The organism is Streptomyces sp. SBT349, assembly GCF_001083795.1.
Taxonomy (GTDB): Bacteria; Actinomycetota; Actinomycetes; order Streptomycetales; family Streptomycetaceae; genus Streptomyces.
Genome location: NZ_LAVK01000171.1, coordinates 1 through 15,639, shown reverse-complemented (window position 1 = coordinate 15,639; position 15,639 = coordinate 1). Strand labels below are relative to the sequence as shown.

The following is a 15,639-nucleotide window of genomic DNA, read 5'->3' as shown; positions in this document are numbered from 1 at the left end:
GTGACGGACCGTCCCGGGGTGGGCCGCGTGCCGGGTATCAGCGGGGCGGCAGGGGGCGCGTTCCCGATCAGCAGAACTTCCGCGTGCGGGACCGGGATTCGGCGCGTCGGCTGCCCCTTCCCGACGAGGTGACGGGCGAGGAGATCGACAGGTCCGTGCGGCAGGAGCTGCTCAGCCTGCCCAAGACGCTGGCCACCGATGTCGCCCGGAACCTGGTGATGGTCGCTCAACTGCTGGACGAGGACCCGGAGCGGGCGTACGCCTACTCGCGTGTCGCGCTGCGGCTGGCCTCGCGCGTCGGGGCCGTCCGTGAGGCGGCCGGGTTCGCCGCGTACGCGGTGGAGAAGTACGCGGAGGCGCTGACCGAGTTCCGCGCGGCGCGGCGGATGTCGGGGTCGGTTCACCTGTGGCCCATCATGGCCGACTGCGAGCGCGGCATCGGGCGTCCCGAGCGGGCGCTCGCCATGGCGGGTGAGCCCGAGGTGCGGCAGCTCGACCGGGCCGGGCAGGTCGAGATGCGCCTGGTCGCGGCCGGGGCCCGGAGGGACATGGGACAGGCCGAGGCCGCCGTGGTGACCCTCCAGAGCCCCGAGCTGGCGTCGACCGCCGTGCACCCCTGGACGGCCAGGCTGCGCTACGCGTACGGCGACGCGCTGCTGGCCGTGGGGCGGGACGCCGAGGCGCGCGACTGGTTCGCGAAGGCGGTCGAGGCCGACACCGGCGGCACCACCAACGCGTCCGACCGGCTGTCGGAGCTGGACGGCATCGAGTTCGTCGACGCCCTGGACCCGGAGGCCGACACCGGCGAGGAGTGAGCGCGTGCGCGGGTCCTAGTGTCCCGCGCCGCCGTCCAGGCTGCGGAGCAGGAGGCCCGTGGCCGGTTTGGGGCCGAAGGACGTCGACTTCTGGGGCATGGTGATCCCGCGTTCGGCGAGAGCGCGGACGCGGGTCTCGGGGACGGCCCGCAGGAGGACGGCCGTGCCGCCCCACTGGCGCGCCTGGCCGAGGGCCGCGGCGGCGTCGTGGAGGTAGCGCACGGCGCCGGGGCCGAGGGCGGGGAGCAGGGCGCTGTGCAGCACGGTGGCGTCCAGGGTGCGCCAGTCCTCGGGCCGGTCGGCGCGGACGCTGGTGGCCAGGAGCGCGGGGTCCGGGCGGTCGAGGAGGGCGAACGCGTCGGTTCCGGCGCCGGCGACGAGGAACGCGTTGCCCTCGGCGCGGTCCAGGGCGAGCAGGGCGTCGGGGAGGGAGAGGGCAGGGGGGAGGTGCCGGATCCGCCAGGCGCCGTCGAGCGCGGCCAGGGCGGCGGCGGACCGGACGCCGGGCAGGAGGCGGTGGATGGCCTGGACCCGCAGCGGGTAGCGGTCGGTGTCGACCAGCAGCACGAGTCCCCTGTCCCACGGCGCCCTGGCGCCGTGCTCCTCGCACAGCCGCAGATAGGTCGCCCAGCGGTGGTGGCCGTCCGCGATGAGCGCCCGGTGCCGGGTCAACTCGTCGGCGACGGCGGCCAGTTCCGCAGGGTCGGTGAGCGGCCAGATCCGGTGCTCGGTGCCGTCCGCCGTGGTGGTGGCGAGCGACGGGCGGCGGGTGGCGGCGCGTTCTATGAGGGTGGCGGTGGTGTCCGCGGCGGCGCCGCGGTAGGAGAGCAGGAGCGGCTCCAGGTTCGCGGCGGTGGCGCGCATCAGGGCCGCCCGGTCGGCGACGACCTCGGGCAGCACGTCCTCGTGCGGCAGGACGACGCCCTCCTCGGGCGGGGTCAACCGCAGGGCGCCGATCAGGCCGCGCTGGAGCGTGGCGCCGGCGCGTTGCTCGTACACGTACAGGGCGGGGCGCGGGTCGGTGGTCAGCACCCCCTCGGCGCGCCAGCGCCTGAGCGTGGCCGCGGCCGAACGGTGGGCCGCGGCCGGGTCGTCGGCCTGCGGGAGGATGAGGCGGACGATGTTGAACGGGTCCGCGGTCTCCAACGCGTGCAGGCCGTCGGGGCGGACCACGACGTCGTAGGGAGGCGAGGTGACGGCGGCCAGGCTTCCGACGCGTTCGGGCGCGTAGCGCAGCGCCCGGAACGGCGCGAGGTCCAGCACGGCGGCGGGCATCCCCGCATCGTATGCCGTCGGGGGATGGGGGATGATCGGTGCCAATGGCTGAGTCAATGGCTGGATCGGCACGGCGCCGGAGCGCCGTCCCCGAGGGCTCGGCGCGGGCGCTGCACGAGGTGTACGACACCGCGCTGCTCGACCTGGACGGGGTGGTGTACGCGGGCGGTGCGGCGCTGCCGCACGCGGTGGCGTCGCTGCGGGCCGCGCGCGAGGGCGGGATGCGGCTGGCGTATGTGACCAACAACGCCAACCGCACGCCGGTGACCGTGGCCGAGCACCTGACCCGGCTCGGCGTTCCCGCGGTGCCCGAGGAGGTCGTCACCTCGGCGCAGGCGGTGGCCCGGCTGATCGCCGCGGAGGTGCCGGCGGGGGCCGCGGTGCTGTGCGCGGGCGGAGAGGGCCTGCGGACGGCGCTGGTCGAACGCGGGCTGCGGCCGGTGGGCTCGGCGGACGAGGCGCCGGCGGCGGTGGTGCAGGGGTACGGCGGCCCGGAACTGCCGTGGGGCGCGCTGACGGAGGCGGCGATCGCGGTGAACCGGGGGGTGCCGTGGTTCGCCTCGAACCTGGACGCGACCATCCCGAGCGGCCGGGGCATCGCGCCGGGGAACGGGGCGGCGGTGGAGGTCGTGCGGATCGCGACGGGCCGTACCAAGGAGCCCCGGGTGGGCGGGAAGCCGAGGCCGCCGATGCACCGGGAGAGCATTCTGCGGACGGGCGCCGAGCGGCCGTTGGTGATCGGGGACCGGCTGGACACGGACATCGAGGGGGCGCACGCCGGGGGCGTCGCCTCGCTGCTGGTGCTGACGGGCGTGACGGATGCGGCGGAGCTTCTCGCGGCCCGCCCCGAGCACCGGCCGACGTATGTGGCGGCGGATCTGCGGGGGCTGCTGACGCCCCAGCCCGGCGTGGAGCGGGCCGGGGGAGGGTTCCGGTGCGGCGGCTGGTCGGCTTCCGTGGGCGGGAGCGGCCTGGAGCTGAGCGGGGACGGCCACCCCGTGGACGGCCTGCGCGCGCTGTGCGGCGCGGCCTGGTCGGCGGTGGACGCGGGGGCGCCCGTGGCGGGCGAACGGGCGCTGGCGCGGCTCGCGTGGTAGAGGGCGGCCCGGGGTGGTGCGAGGCGTGCCGGGGGCGCGGGTGCGCGGGTCCGCGCCCCCGGCGGGGTCTCAGGCCGCGGCCTCGGCGGCGATCGACTCGGTGATCAGGTCCTCCTCCGAGACGCCTCGGCGCCAGTAGCCGGAGAAGGTGATCCGCGCGCGGTCGATGGCGCGGTCGTTGACGAGGTGGCGGCGGAGGGCGCGGATGGTGGACGCCTCGCCCGCGATCCAGGCGTAGGGGGAGCCCTCCGGGAGGGTCGCCGCGCGGACAGCCTGATCGGCGGTCGTGCGGTCCTCGGGGAGGAGCCAGGTGATCTCCGCGTCGGCCTTGGTCGGGAGGTCCTGGCGGTCGGCCGCGTGGTCGACCTCGATCCAGACGCGGGCCTTGGTGCCCGGCGGCAGCCAGGCCAGGATGCCCGCGACCGCGGGGAGCGCCGTGGCGTCGGCCGTGATCAGCGTCCAGTCCGCGTCGGCGGGCGGCCGGAAGTCGACGCCGCCGTTCTCCTCCTGGACCGGGCCCAGAATCGTCAGGGGGTCGCCCGGCCTGGCCCGCGCGGCCCACCGCGCCGCCACGCCCGCGTCGCCGTGCAGGGCGAAGTCGATGTCCACCTCGTCCGGCTCGCGGCGGTGCTCGCGGAGCGTGTAGGTGCGCATGGTGGCGCGCTCGTCGGGGTCCATGCGCTTCCAGGCGGGCCACCAGTCGAGGCCCGCCTCGCGGGGGACCACGATCTCCCGCCGTCCCGGGTGGGGCAGGAACAGTTTGATGCGCTGGTCCCGGCCGCCGCCGGCGAAGCGGGTGAGCTTCTCTCCGCCGAGGGTGACGCGGACGAAGCCGGGGCTGATGCGGTCGGCGCGCAGGACGCGCAGGTCGAAGAACTCGTACGGGGCGGTGGTCATGGTCGTCCTTTCCGTTCCGTCAGGCCGGGTGTTCAGCCGAGCCGTGTGGCGTTGCCGACGGCTTCGGCCAGCTGCTCGATCACGGGCGCGTAGCCGGCGTAGGTGTGCCGTTCCTCCATGGCCCACGGCACGGTCTGGCCCGCCTCGACGGCGGGCAGGCGGGCGAAGGTCGGCTTCTCCCTGAGCTGTTCGAGGGTGAGCGCCTGGGTGCGGTTGTCGATCATGATCAGGTCGGCGTGGTACTTGTCGGCGTTCTCCCAGCTCACGAACTCCCAGAAGCCGAACTCGTCGGACTTCTCGGCCTCGACGATGCCGACGCCGAGCTCGGCGAAGTAGAAGAGGTCGGCGTAGGAGGAGGGCACGCCGATGTAGAGGTTCTCGTTGTCGCCGGTCACGGCCATGACCTTGATCCCCGGGTTGTCGCGGGCGGCGCGGCGCAGGCTCTCGGCGGCGGTCTCGAAGCGGGTCCTGGCCTCGGTGACGGAGGCGGCGGACAGGTCGGCGCCCAGCGACTCCGCGAATTCGGCGAAGCGGGTGATGGGTTCGAGGAGGGAGGCGCGGGCGACGTTGATGCCGACGCTGGGGGCCAGGGCGAGGATGTCCTCCTGGCTCTCCGGGGGAACGAACCACAGGTCGGGCGCGGGGAACATGGTGCTGACGAGGAGGTCGGGTTCGAGCCGGGCGTACTCCTCGATGTTGAACTCGCCCCACGCCTCGCCCAGGCTGGTCAGGCCGCTGACGTCCATCTCCCCCGCCTGCGGGTTGGGTTGGCCGTCGACGGGGCTGGTGGGGCCGAAGACGCCGGTGACCTCGATGCCGTAGTCGTGGAGGGCGGCGGCGGCGGTGACGAACGCCACGATGGTCTCGGGGCGGGCGTCGAGGGTGACGGTCTCGTCGCGGTCGTCGGTGAACGTCCAGCCGCCCGCGCCCTGTTCGGAGCCGGAGCCGGAGCCCGAGGTCGAGCCCGCCTGGTCGCCGTCGTCGTCGCCGCAGGCGGCCAGGAGCATGGCGGCTCCCGCGGCGCCGCCCGCGGCGAGCAGGGACCTGCGGGAGGGGTTCTTCGGGGATGTCGGGGGCATCGGGCGGGCTCCTCGTGGTGCGGGGCGTGCGGCGGGTCGGGGTGGCTCAGGCGGAGGTCCGGGTGGCGCTGCCGATGGCCTCGGCCAGGCCCTGGAGGATCGGGGCGACGTGGGCGTAGCTGGACGTGGGCTCGGGGGTCCAGGAGACGACCTGCCCGGCGCGGACGGCGGGCAGGGCCCGCCAGGTGGGCTTGGTGCCGGCGAGCCGGTCCGGCTGGAGGTTGCCGGTGCGGTTGTCGACGAGGAGGAGGTCGGCCGCGAACGTGTCGGCGTTCTCCCAGCTCGTGGACTGGAACACGCCGCCGGGGTCCGGGCTGTCCGGGGTGACGAACTCGGCGCCGAGCTCCGCGAAGTGGGCGAGGTCGGGCAGGTCGGCGGGGACGGCGAACCAGACCTTGTCGTCCGTGGCGCTCAGGGCGAGGACGCGGATGCCCGGGTTGTCGCGGGCGGCGCGGCGCAGGCTCTCGGCGCCGGCGTCGAAGGCGGCGATCGCGTCGGTGACGCGGGGCGCGTCGAGGTCGGCGCCGAGCGCCCCGGCCAGCTCGGCGTAACGCTCCAGGGTGGTGCGGAGCGGTACGCCGCCGCTCCGGACCGCGACGCTGGGGGCCAGGCCGAGGATGGCCTCGGCGCTGTCCTCGGGGAGGTACCACAGGTCGGGCGGGAAGCGCATGTCGCTGATCAGGAGGTCGGGTTCGAGCCGGGCGTACTCCTCGACGTTGAACTCGCCCCAGGCATTGCCGATGACGGTCAGCCGCTCGACGTCGAGGTCGGCCGCCTGGACGTCCGGTTGGCCGTCGGCGAGGAGGGTGGGGCCGAAGACGCCGGTGACCTCGATGCCGTAGTCGTGCAGGGCGGCGGCCGAGCCGACGTAGGCGACGACGGTCTCGGGGCGGGCGTCGAGGGTGACGGTCTCGTCGCGGTCGTCGGTGAACGTCCAGCCGTCCGCGCCCCGGAATCCGGCTCCGGCTCCGAACAGGGCGCGGGGGACCGGGGCGGCGCGCGGTCCGCATCAGCTCACCCTCCTGGCGTCGCGGATCGCCTCGGCCAGCCGCTCGATCAGCGGGGCGCAGGCGGCGTGCGAGAAGATCGGCTCGCTGTTCCAGCCGGTGATCTGGCCCGCCTCGACCGCGGGCAGCCGGGCGAAGGTGGGCTTGCCGGTCAGCTCCTCGGGCTGGAGGGCGACCGTGCGGGCGTCGAGCAGCAGCAGGTCGGCGGGGTACGTGTCGGCGTTCTCCCAGCTCACGCCCTCGAAGAAGCCGCCGTCTCCGACCTGGTCCGGCACGACGAACTCGACGCCGAGCTCCCGGAACCAGGCGAGGTCCGCGTAGTACGAGGGGTCGGAGTTCCAGAACAGCTCGGCGTCGGCGGAGCAGGCGAGGACGCGGATGCCCGGGTTGTCGCGGGTGGCCTGACGCAGGCTCTCGGCCGCGGCCTCGAAGCGGGCGATCGCGTCGGTGACCTCGGGCGCGTCCAGGTCGCCGCCGAGGGCCTCGGCCAGCTCGACGTGACGCTGGATGACGCTCCCCAGCCGGATGTCCGGGGCGTCGGCGGTGGGCGACGTGAGAATGGCCACGCTGGGGGCCAGCGAGAGGATGTCCTCCGCGCTCTCCTCCGGCACGTACCAGAGGCTGGCCGTGTCGTAGGTGGTGGCGGCGAGGAGTTGGGGTTCGAGCCGGGCGTACTCCTCGATGTTGAACTCGCCCCAGGCGTTGCCCAGGACCGTCACGCCGTCCACGTCGAGGTCACCCGCCTGTGCGTCGGGTTCGCCGTTGGGGAGCGTGGTGGGGCCGAAGACGGCGGTGGCCTCGACGCCGTAGTCGTGCAGGGCGGCGGCGACGCCGACGAAGGCCACGATCCGCTCGGGCACGCCGTCCAGCTCGACCGTCTCGCCGCGGTCGTCCGTGAAGCTGAACGCTCCGGAGGCGGCGCCCCCTTCGCCGGAGCCCGAGCCGGAGCCCGAACCGTTCGACGCGTCGTCGTCCGAGCCGCCGCACGCGCTGATCAGGACGCCCGCGCCCAGCGCGCCGCCGGCGGACAGCAGTGCGCGGCGTGACAGGGGGGCGGTGCGGGAAGGGGTCATGGGTCCTGCCTTGCTCTCTCGTCGGCCTCAAGCGAGGTTAGGCTAACCTAACCCCATGTCCTCCGAGAGTTCTAGCACAGGGAGTTCAGCGTGACTCTGGTCAAGCCCGGCGCAGCGCCTCCCGCGTCGGCGCCCGTGGCCGAGACCGCGCCCCGGCGCACCACCCCCCGTGCGGTGGGGTTCATGGCCGCCGTCGGGGTGCTGATCTGCGTCGCCGCCGCGAGCATCGCGCTCGGCGCCAGGTCCGTCCCGTTGGGCGACGTCTGGCACGGCCTGTTCCAGTACTCCGGCACGGACAACGACGTCGTCGTCCGCGACGTCCGGCTGCCGCGCACCGTGCTCGGCCTGCTGTGCGGCGCCGCGCTCGGACTCGCCGGGGCCGTGATGCAGGCGCTCACGCGCAACCCGCTGGCCGACCCCGGCCTGCTCGGGGTCAACGCGGGCGCCTCGGCCGCCGTCGTCTCGGCCATCAGCTTCCTCGACGTCACCTCGGTGACCGGCTACGTGTGGTTCGCGTTCCTCGGCGCCGCCGCCGTGTCACTGGTGGTCTACGCGCTCGGCGGCACCCGTTCGGCGACCCCGGTCCGCCTGGCCCTGGCCGGCACGGCGGTGACGGCCGCGCTCTTCGGCTACATCAACGCCGTTCAGCTGCTGGACACCGCCGCGCTCGACCGGATGCGGTTCTGGTCGGTGGGCTCCCTCGCCTCCTCCAGCCCCGAGGTCATCCGGCAGGTGCTGCCGTTCCTCGCCGTCGGCATGGTCCTGGCCCTCTGCCTGGCCCGCCCCCTCAACGCCGTGGCGCTGGGCGACGACACCGCGCGGGCCCTGGGCGCCAGCCTCACCAGGACCCGCGTCCTGGCCATGCTCGCCGTCACCCTGCTGTGCGGGGCGGCCACCGCGGCCTGCGGGCCCATCGTCTTCGTCGGGCTGATGATCCCCCACATGGTGCGGGCCCTCACCGGGCCCGACATGCGCTGGATCCTCCCGTACGCGACCGTGCTCTCCCCGGTGCTGCTGCTCGGCGCCGACATCGTCGGCAGGCTGGTCACCCGCCCGTCCGAACTCCAGGTCGGCATCGTCACCAGCCTCATCGGCGGCCCGGTCTTCGTCTACCTCGTCCGCCGCCGCAGGACGGCCCAGCTATGACGCTCCGGAAAACCCAGCCTCCCCCCGCGCGGGACCGCCCCCGCGGCCTCGTCCTGCGCACCCGCGGGGGCCTGTCCGTGCGCGCCGACCTCGGATCGGCGCTCGTCGTCGTGCTGCTCCTGCTGCTCGCGCTCGCCGTGGGCGTGGTCCTGGTGGGCACCGGGGACTACCCCCTGTCGCCCGCCGAGGTGCTGCGCACCCTCGCCGGGAACGGCACGGTCGCCCAGGAGTTCATCGTCCGCGACCTGCGGCTGCCCCGGGTGCTGGTCGCCCTGCTGGTCGGCGTCGCCCTCGGCCTGGCGGGCGCGGCCTTCCAGGCCGTCTCGCGCAACCCGCTGGGCAGCCCCGACGTCATCGGCTTCGGCCAGGGCTCGGCGGCGGGCGCCCTCACGGTCATCGTGCTCTTCCAGGGCAGCAGCTTCGCCGTGGCCGGCGGCGCGGTGGTCGGGGGGCTCCTCACCGGCGTCGGCGTCTACGCGCTGGCCTGGCGCGGCGGCATCCACGGCTACCGGCTGGTCCTGGTCGGCATCGGCATCGCGGCCATGCTCAGCGCCGTCAACGGCTACCTCCTCACCCGCGCCGACATCGTGGACGCCGCCCGCGCCGTGCTCTGGCTGACCGGGTCGCTCAACGGGCGCGGCTGGGACGAGTTCTGGCCGCTGCTCGCCGCCTGCGCCGTGCTCGTGCCGGTGGCGCTCTCGCAGGCCAGGCCGCTGCGGATGCTGGAGATGGGCGACGAGGCCGCCGGGGCGCTCGGCGTGCGGGTCGAACGCACCAGGCTCGTCCTCGTGCTGGCCGCCACCCTGCTCACGGCCACGGCGACCGCCGCCGCCGGGCCGATCGCGTTCGTCGCCCTCACCGCGCCCCAGCTGGCCCGCCGCCTCACCCGCGCCACCGGCCCGAACCTGCTGCCCGCTGCCTTCATGGGGGCCCTGCTGATGGTGGCCTCCGACTACCTCGCGCAGTGGGCCTTCGGCGACCGCCAGCTCCCGGTCGGCGCGGTCACCGGCGTGCTGGGCGGCGGCTATCTGCTGTGGCTGCTGTTCACCGAGCGCAAGGCGGGACGGATATGACGGGGACGGGTAACGGGACGGACGCGACCGGGACGGACATGGACCAGGAACAGGACCACCGGAATCAGGGCCAGGACCGAGGCCAGGACCAGAACCAGGGCCGGGGCCGGGAGCGAGGAGACGTGGTGGACCGGAGCGGAACGGCGGGCGCCGCCCGCCTGGTGACCGAGGACGTCACCCTCGCCTACGACCAGCGGGTCATCGCCGAGCACCTGTCCGTGCGGATCCCCGACCGGTCGTTCACGGTGATCGTCGGGCCCAACGCCTGCGGCAAGTCCACGCTCCTGCGCGCCCTGTCGCGCCTGCTCAAACCCGCCGAGGGCGCCGTGCTGCTCGACGGCCGGGCCATCACCGCCCTGCCCGCCAGGAAACTGGCCCGCACCCTCGGCCTGCTCCCGCAGTCGCCCATCGCCCCCGACGGCATCACCGTCGCCGACCTCGTCGCCCGCGGCCGTTACCCCCACCAGGGCCTGCTGCGGCAGTGGTCGCGCGAGGACGAGCGGGTCGTCGCCGAGTCCATGGCGGCCACCGGCGTCACGGGGCTGGGGGACCGCTATGTCGACGAGCTCTCCGGCGGGCAGCGGCAGCGCGTGTGGATCGCCATGGCGCTCGCCCAGCAGACCCCGCTGCTCCTCCTCGACGAGCCCACCACGTTCCTCGACATCGCCCACCAGATCGAGGTCCTCGACCTGTGCGCCGGTCTGCACGAGGAGCAGGGCCGCACCCTCGTCGCCGTTCTCCACGACCTCAACCACGCCGCCCGGTACGCCACGCACCTGATCGCCCTGCGGGAGGGCAGCGTGGTGGCCGAGGGCACCCCGGAGGAGGTCGTCACCGCGGACCTGGTCGAGGAGGTCTTCCGGCTGCCCTGCCGGGTCATCGACGACCCCGAGACCGGCACCCCCCTCGTCGTTCCGGCGGCGCGGCGCCCGGCCGCGGTGGCCACCCGGTAGCGTCGGTGGCATGCACGAGCGCCACGACGCCACCACACAACCCCCCGCCGCCCGGCGGCAGGACGCCGACCCGGGGCACGCGGCTCCCCCGGCCGGGACGCCGGTCAAAGGGACGCCGGGGCCGGACACCAAGGAGGGCGACGGTGCCGCCGCCCCCGGCGAGGGGCCGCGGCCGCTCGGCGTCCCCACCACCGCCACCGGCCACGACGGCGTCGACGCGCGGCTGCGGCGGCTGGCCGACGTCGACCACCTCCCGGTCGCGGCCCACCTGGAGGCGTACGAGGACGTGCACCGCGGCCTGCGCGACACCCTGACCGCCCTCGACCGGCCCGCGCCCGGACCCGCCGCCCCCACCGGGCCCGCGCCCGGACCCGTTCCCGGGCCCGCGTCCGCTTCCGCGCACGGGAGTTGAGCCGCAGGTGGCAGCAGCGACACAGCGGCGCCTCGCCCGGCTCGACGCCGAGCTGGTGCGGCGCAAGCTGGCCCGTTCCCGCGACCACGCCCGCGCCCTCATCGAGGCGGGCCGCGTGACCGTGGACGGCGCCAGGGCGGCCAAGCCCGCCACCCAGGTCGCCACCAGCGCGGCCCTCCTCGTCACCGAGGACGGCGGCGACCCCGGCTACGTCTCGCGCGGCGGTCACAAGCTCGCCGGGGCGCTGGCCGCGTTCACCCCTCGCGGGCTGCGCGTCGCCGGGCGGCGCGCGCTGGACGCGGGCGCCTCCACCGGCGGCTTCACCGACGTGCTGCTGCGCGCCGGGGCCGTCTCCGTCATCGCCGTCGACGTCGGCTACGGCCAGCTCGCCTGGTCGCTCCGCGCCGACGAGCGCGTCACCGTCAGGGACCGCACCAACGTCCGCGAGCTCACCCTCGACGCGATCGGCGGGCGTCCCGTGGACCTCGTCGTCGGCGACCTGTCGTTCATCCCGCTCCACCTCGTCCTCCCCGCCCTCGTCCGCTGCGCCGCGCCCGGCGCCGACCTGGTGCTGATGGTCAAGCCGCAGTTCGAGGTCGGCAGGGAGCGCCTCGGCAGCGGAGGCGTCGTACGCAGCCCCGCGCTGCGTGCCGAGGCCGTCACCGCGGTGGGCGCCCGCGCCGCCGAGCACGGCCTCGGCGTGGCCGGTGTCACCGCGAGCCCGCTGCCCGGCCCCTCGGGAAATGTTGAATACTTCCTGTGGTTGTGCGCCGGGGCGCCCGCACTCGACCCGGCGGAAGTCGAACGCGCCGTGACGGAGGGGCCGCAGTGACCACGAACGGGGACACACGCACCGTTTTTCTGCTCGCCCACACCGGCCGCCCGGCCGCCATCCGCAGCGCCGAGCTGGTCGTCCAGGGCCTGCTGGCGCACGGCATCGGCGTCCGCGTGCTGGCGAAGGAGGCGGCCGACCTGCCGCTGCCCCCCGAGGTCGAGCGCATCGAGAAGAACGCGCCCGAGTGCGGCGGCATGGACGGCTGCGAGCTGCTCGTCGTCCTCGGCGGCGACGGCACCCTGCTGCGCGGCGCGGAGTTCGCCCGCGCCTCGGGCGTCCCCATGCTCGGCGTCAACCTCGGCCGCATCGGCTTCCTCGCCGAGGCGGAACGCGACGATCTGGAGAAGGTGGTGGACCGCGTCGTCGGCCGCGCCTACGAGGTCGAGGAACGGATGACCCTCGACGTCCTGGTACGTGACAACGGACACGTCGTCCACACCAACTGGGCCCTCAACGAAGCCTCCGTCGAGAAGGCCGCCCGGGAACGTCTGCTCGAAGTCGTCATCGAGGTGGACGGCCGGCCCGTCTCCGGATTCGGCGGGGACGGCGTCGTCTGCGCCACCCCCACCGGCTCCACCGCCTACGCCTTCTCCGCCGGTGGCCCGATCGTGTGGCCCAACGTCGAGGCCCTGCTGATGGTCCCGATCAGCGCGCACGCCCTGTTCGCCAAACCCCTGGTCACCGGCCCCGACTCGGTCCTCGCCGTCGAGATCAGGCACCACGCGCAACCCGGCGTGCTGTGGTGCGACGGGCGCCGCAGCGTCGGCCTGTCCCCGGGCGCCAGGGTCGAGGTGCGGCGCGGCACCGTTCCCGTTCGGCTGGCCAGGCTCCACCACGCGCCGTTCACCGACCGGCTGGTCGCCAAGTTCGCCCTGCCCGTGGCGGGCTGGCGCGGGGCGGCGCACTGACACGGAGCGGTGCCGGGACCGGCACGGGGAGCGATGCGGGGAACGATGCCGGGAACGTTCGGGGGACACCGTCGTCGCCAGCCGCCCGGAGAACCTCGTATGGTCGTATCCGTGTTGGAGGAGATGCGGATCAAGGACCTGGGCGTGATCGACGACGCCACCGTCGAGCTGTCCTCCGGCTTCACCGCGGTGACGGGTGAGACCGGCGCGGGCAAGACCATGGTCGTCACCAGCCTCGGCCTGCTGATGGGCGGGCGCGCGGACGCGGGCTATGTGCGAACGGGCGCGGCGGCGGCCGTCGTGGAGGGCCGCATCACCGTGGCCCCCGACTCCCCGGCCGCGGTGCGCGCCGCGGAGGCGGGCGCCGAACTGGACGAGGGGGCCCTGCTCATCAGCCGCACCATCTCGGCCGAGGGCCGCTCCCGCGCCCATGTGGGCGGGCGCTCGGTGCCCGCGGGGCTGCTCGGCGAGCTCGGCGAGGACCTGGTCGCCGTCCACGGCCAGACCGACCAGCAGGGGTTGCTGCGCCCGGCCAGGCAGCGGCGCGCCCTGGACCGTTACGCGGGCGACGCCGTCGCGGTGCCGCTCGCCGCGTACCAGGACGTCTACCGGCGGCTGCGCGCCGTCAGCGCGGAGCTCACCGAGCTCACCACCCGCGCACGCGAGCGCGCCCAGGAGGCGGACCTGCTCCGTTTCGGCCTCGACGAGATCGCCGCCGCCGGGCCGCGGGCGGGCGAGGAGGCCGAGCTGGCCGCCGAGGCGGGCCGCCTCGGCCACGCCGAAGCACTGGCCGCGGCCTCCGCCGCGGCCCACGGCGCGCTCGCGGGCGACCCCGCCGACCCGGAGTCCATCGACGCCGTCACCCTCGTCGGCGGCGCGTACCGCGCGCTCCAGGCGGTGCGCGCGCACGACCCGGCGCTCGCCGACCTGGCCGACCGCCTCGGCGAGGTCCAGATCCTGCTGAGCGATGTGGCGGGCGAGCTCGCCGGGTACTCCGACGGGCTGGACTCCGACCCGCTGCGGCTGGCCGCCGTCGAGGAGCGCCGCGCCGCTCTCACCCACCTGATCCGCAAGTACGGCGAGACGTTCGCCGAGGGCTTCGGCCGGGGCGAAGGCCGCGCCGACCGCACCGACGGCGCCACCGCCGTCCTGGCCTGGGCCGAGCGGAGCGAGGCCAGACTCGCCGACCTGGACAACGACGACGACCGCATCGACGGCCTCACCGCCGAACGCGACGGCCTGCGCGACCGCCTCACCGCGCTCGCCCACACCCTCGGCGAGGCGAGGCGCGAGGCCGCCAAGCGCTTCGCCGACGCCGTCACCGAGGAGCTCACCCAGCTCGCCATGGTCCACGCGCGGATCCAGGTGGACGTCCGGCACACCGAGGCCGCGCCGGGCGACGAGGACGCCGTCGAGCTCGACGGCAGGACCGTGGCCGTGGGTCCCCACGGCGCCGACGAGGTCGAGCTGCTGCTCGCCCCGCACCCCGGCGCCCCCGCCCGCCCCATCGCCAAGGGCGCCTCGGGCGGCGAGCTGTCCCGTGTGATGCTGGCCGTCGAGGTCGTCTTCGCCGGTGCGGCGCCCGTGCCGACCTACCTCTTCGACGAGGTCGACGCGGGCGTGGGCGGCAAGGCGGCCGTCGAGGTCGGCCGGCGCCTGGCCAAGCTCGCGGACTCGGCCCAGGTGGTGGTCGTCACCCACCTCCCGCAGGTCGCCGCGTTCGCCGACCGCCACCTGGTGGTCGAGAAGACCAGCGACGGATCCGTGACCCACAGCGGCGTGCGGACCGTGCACGGCGAGGGGCGGGTGCGGGAGTTGTCGCGCATGCTCGCGGGGCAGGAGGACTCCGAGCTGGCCCGCGCCCACGCCGAGGAACTGCTCGCCACCGCCGCCGCATTGGGGCGCCGGGCCGGGGAGCGGGCCTAGGACGGGACATCCGGGCCGCACTGGGCCGAGCGGGTGGCGGGCGCTACCGCGAGACGGGGGCTGCTGGCATTCTGGACGGCGTCCCACTCCCAGCGAACGGGGGGTCGCCGTGCGCAACGTACGCTGGCGCGTGGAGAAGTGAATCCGGAGCCCGACCGCCCTACCACCGAGAGAAGTGCGTTGAGCAGCTCGTCCGTACCGTCGCACAGTCCCGCGCCGCTGCATGTCGTGCAGCTGCTCGGCGGGGGCGGCGTCGGCACGGGGGCGCATGTGCGTTCGCTGTCCGCCGGGCTTGTCGCGCGGGGCGTGCGCGTGACCGTGGGCGCCTCGCCGAGCGCCGAGCGCCGGCACCGTTTCACGGGCGCCGGAGCGCGCTTCGTTCCGGTGCCGGTGAAGACCACTCCCGCGGCGGTCGGCGTGATCGGGGCGATGTGCGCGGACGCGGACCTGGTCCACGCGCACGGCATGCGGGCCGGGCTGCTCGCGGCGCTGACGCTGCGCCGCCGTGCCGTCCCGCTCGTCGTCACCTGGCACACGCGCTCGACCGCCCCCGGCCTGAAGGCCCGGCTCCGCGGCCTCACCGAGCACTGCGTGGCCCGCGCCGCCTCCGTGGTGCTCGGCACCACCTCCGACCTGGTGGACCGGGCGCGCAGCCACGGCGCGCGTGACGCGCGGCTCGCGCCGGTGGCGCTCCCCGCGCAACGGGCCCCGCGGGACGAGGCGTCCCCCGGCCAGGCCGAGCCGGGCAAGATCCGCGCCGAGCTGGGGGCCGTCGACCGGCCGCTGCTGGTCACCGAGGCGCAGCTGGTCCGTTCGCAGAGCATCGACGTGCTGCTGACCGCCTCGCGCGCCTGGGGACGCCTCCTGCCGCAGCCGGTGCTCGCGGTGGCGGGCGACGGCCCCGAGCGGGGGCTGCTCCAGCGCCGCATCGACCGCGAGGCGCTGCCCGTGCGGCTGCTGGGCCGGGGCACGGACGCGGCGACGCTGCTGCGCGACGCGGATGTGGCACTGCTCGTGGCCCGGTGGGCGGGCGACGTTGACGGCCGTGACCGTCGCGTCCGCGCCGGCCTCGACGGTGTGGCCCTCCTCGTGCAGGTTGTCGGTGCCCAGGTTGTACGCGGTGGCCTCGCCCGAGGTGACGAC

At 75.3% G+C, this 15,639-nt stretch carries 15 protein-coding genes; 10 read left to right on the top strand and 5 right to left on the bottom strand.

Annotated elements, in window-relative coordinates; genetic code table 11:
- Positions 1 to 83: 83 nt before the first annotated feature.
- The gene (locus tag ADY01_RS20730; RefSeq protein WP_107081776.1) at positions 84 to 815 is read left to right on the top strand and encodes a hypothetical protein; all 732 of its coding nucleotides are present in this window, start codon (positions 84 to 86) and stop codon (positions 813 to 815) included.
- 15 nt (positions 816 to 830) lie between these two features.
- On the opposite strand, the gene ADY01_RS20725 is transcribed toward ADY01_RS20730, so the two are convergent.
- A complete protein-coding gene (locus ADY01_RS20725; RefSeq protein ID WP_049575678.1) occupies positions 831 to 2,090 on the bottom strand; it encodes a DUF1015 family protein in 1,260 nt (419 codons plus the stop codon).
- Positions 2,091 to 2,146: 56 nt separating this feature from the next.
- On the opposite strand from ADY01_RS20725, the gene ADY01_RS20720 reads away from it, so the two are divergent.
- The gene (locus ADY01_RS20720; RefSeq protein WP_049575675.1) at positions 2,147 to 3,187 is read left to right on the top strand and encodes an HAD hydrolase-like protein; all 1,041 of its coding nucleotides are present in this window, start codon (positions 2,147 to 2,149) and stop codon (positions 3,185 to 3,187) included.
- 69 nt (positions 3,188 to 3,256) lie between these two features.
- On the opposite strand, the gene ADY01_RS20715 is transcribed toward ADY01_RS20720, so the two are convergent.
- The 4 genes from ADY01_RS20715 to ADY01_RS20700 all read right to left on the bottom strand — a co-directional run bounded on the left by ADY01_RS20715 (position 3,257) and on the right by ADY01_RS20700 (position 7,243).
- Positions 3,257 to 4,084 (bottom strand): siderophore-interacting protein, encoded by an 828-nt coding sequence (locus ADY01_RS20715; protein WP_049575672.1) that lies wholly within the window; start codon positions 4,082 to 4,084, stop codon positions 3,257 to 3,259.
- Positions 4,085 to 4,116: 32 nt separating this feature from the next.
- On the bottom strand, positions 4,117 to 5,163 hold the full coding sequence (locus ADY01_RS20710; protein WP_049575669.1) for an ABC transporter substrate-binding protein: 1,047 nt from the start codon (positions 5,161 to 5,163) through the stop codon (positions 4,117 to 4,119).
- Between the two features lie 46 nt (positions 5,164 to 5,209).
- Positions 5,210 to 5,905, bottom strand: coding sequence for an ABC transporter substrate-binding protein (locus tag ADY01_RS20705; protein WP_234320332.1), 696 nt, complete (start codon positions 5,903 to 5,905; stop codon positions 5,210 to 5,212).
- Between the two features lie 267 nt (positions 5,906 to 6,172).
- Complete coding sequence (locus tag ADY01_RS20700) at positions 6,173 to 7,243, bottom strand: ABC transporter substrate-binding protein (protein WP_049575667.1); 1,071 nt, start codon at positions 7,241 to 7,243, stop codon at positions 6,173 to 6,175.
- A gap of 183 nt (positions 7,244 to 7,426) precedes the next feature.
- Between ADY01_RS20700 and ADY01_RS20695 the strand changes: the two genes are divergently transcribed.
- The 8 genes from ADY01_RS20695 to ADY01_RS20660 form a co-directional block, all read left to right on the top strand.
- Complete coding sequence (locus ADY01_RS20695; RefSeq protein ID WP_078900455.1) at positions 7,427 to 8,389, top strand: FecCD family ABC transporter permease; 963 nt, start codon at positions 7,427 to 7,429, stop codon at positions 8,387 to 8,389.
- A complete protein-coding gene (locus tag ADY01_RS20690; protein WP_049575661.1) occupies positions 8,386 to 9,462 on the top strand; it encodes a FecCD family ABC transporter permease in 1,077 nt (358 codons plus the stop codon). Before ADY01_RS20695 ends, ADY01_RS20690 begins: the two co-directional genes overlap by 4 nt.
- The gene (locus ADY01_RS20685; RefSeq protein WP_234320331.1) at positions 9,459 to 10,415 is read left to right on the top strand and encodes an ABC transporter ATP-binding protein; all 957 of its coding nucleotides are present in this window, start codon (positions 9,459 to 9,461) and stop codon (positions 10,413 to 10,415) included. The genes ADY01_RS20690 and ADY01_RS20685 overlap by 4 nt, the downstream gene beginning before the upstream one ends.
- Before the next feature lie 10 nt (positions 10,416 to 10,425).
- Complete coding sequence (locus tag ADY01_RS40715; RefSeq protein ID WP_049575658.1) at positions 10,426 to 10,827, top strand: hypothetical protein; 402 nt, start codon at positions 10,426 to 10,428, stop codon at positions 10,825 to 10,827.
- A gap of 7 nt (positions 10,828 to 10,834) precedes the next feature.
- Positions 10,835 to 11,659, top strand: a complete 825-nt coding sequence (locus ADY01_RS20675; RefSeq protein WP_049575654.1) for a TlyA family RNA methyltransferase — start codon at positions 10,835 to 10,837, stop codon at positions 11,657 to 11,659.
- Positions 11,656 to 12,570: an NAD kinase gene (locus ADY01_RS20670; RefSeq protein WP_049575652.1), complete on the top strand. Its 915-nt coding sequence runs from the start codon at positions 11,656 to 11,658 to the stop codon at positions 12,568 to 12,570. The genes ADY01_RS20675 and ADY01_RS20670 overlap by 4 nt, the downstream gene beginning before the upstream one ends.
- A gap of 99 nt (positions 12,571 to 12,669) precedes the next feature.
- Positions 12,670 to 14,496 carry a DNA repair protein RecN gene (recN, locus tag ADY01_RS20665; RefSeq protein WP_049575649.1) on the top strand — a complete coding sequence of 609 codons (1,827 nt, stop codon included), beginning with the start codon at positions 12,670 to 12,672 and terminating at the stop codon, positions 14,494 to 14,496.
- Positions 14,497 to 14,676: 180 nt separating this feature from the next.
- On the top strand, positions 14,677 to 15,639 hold a 963-nt coding region (locus ADY01_RS20660; protein ID WP_049575681.1), incomplete at its 3' end, for a glycosyltransferase.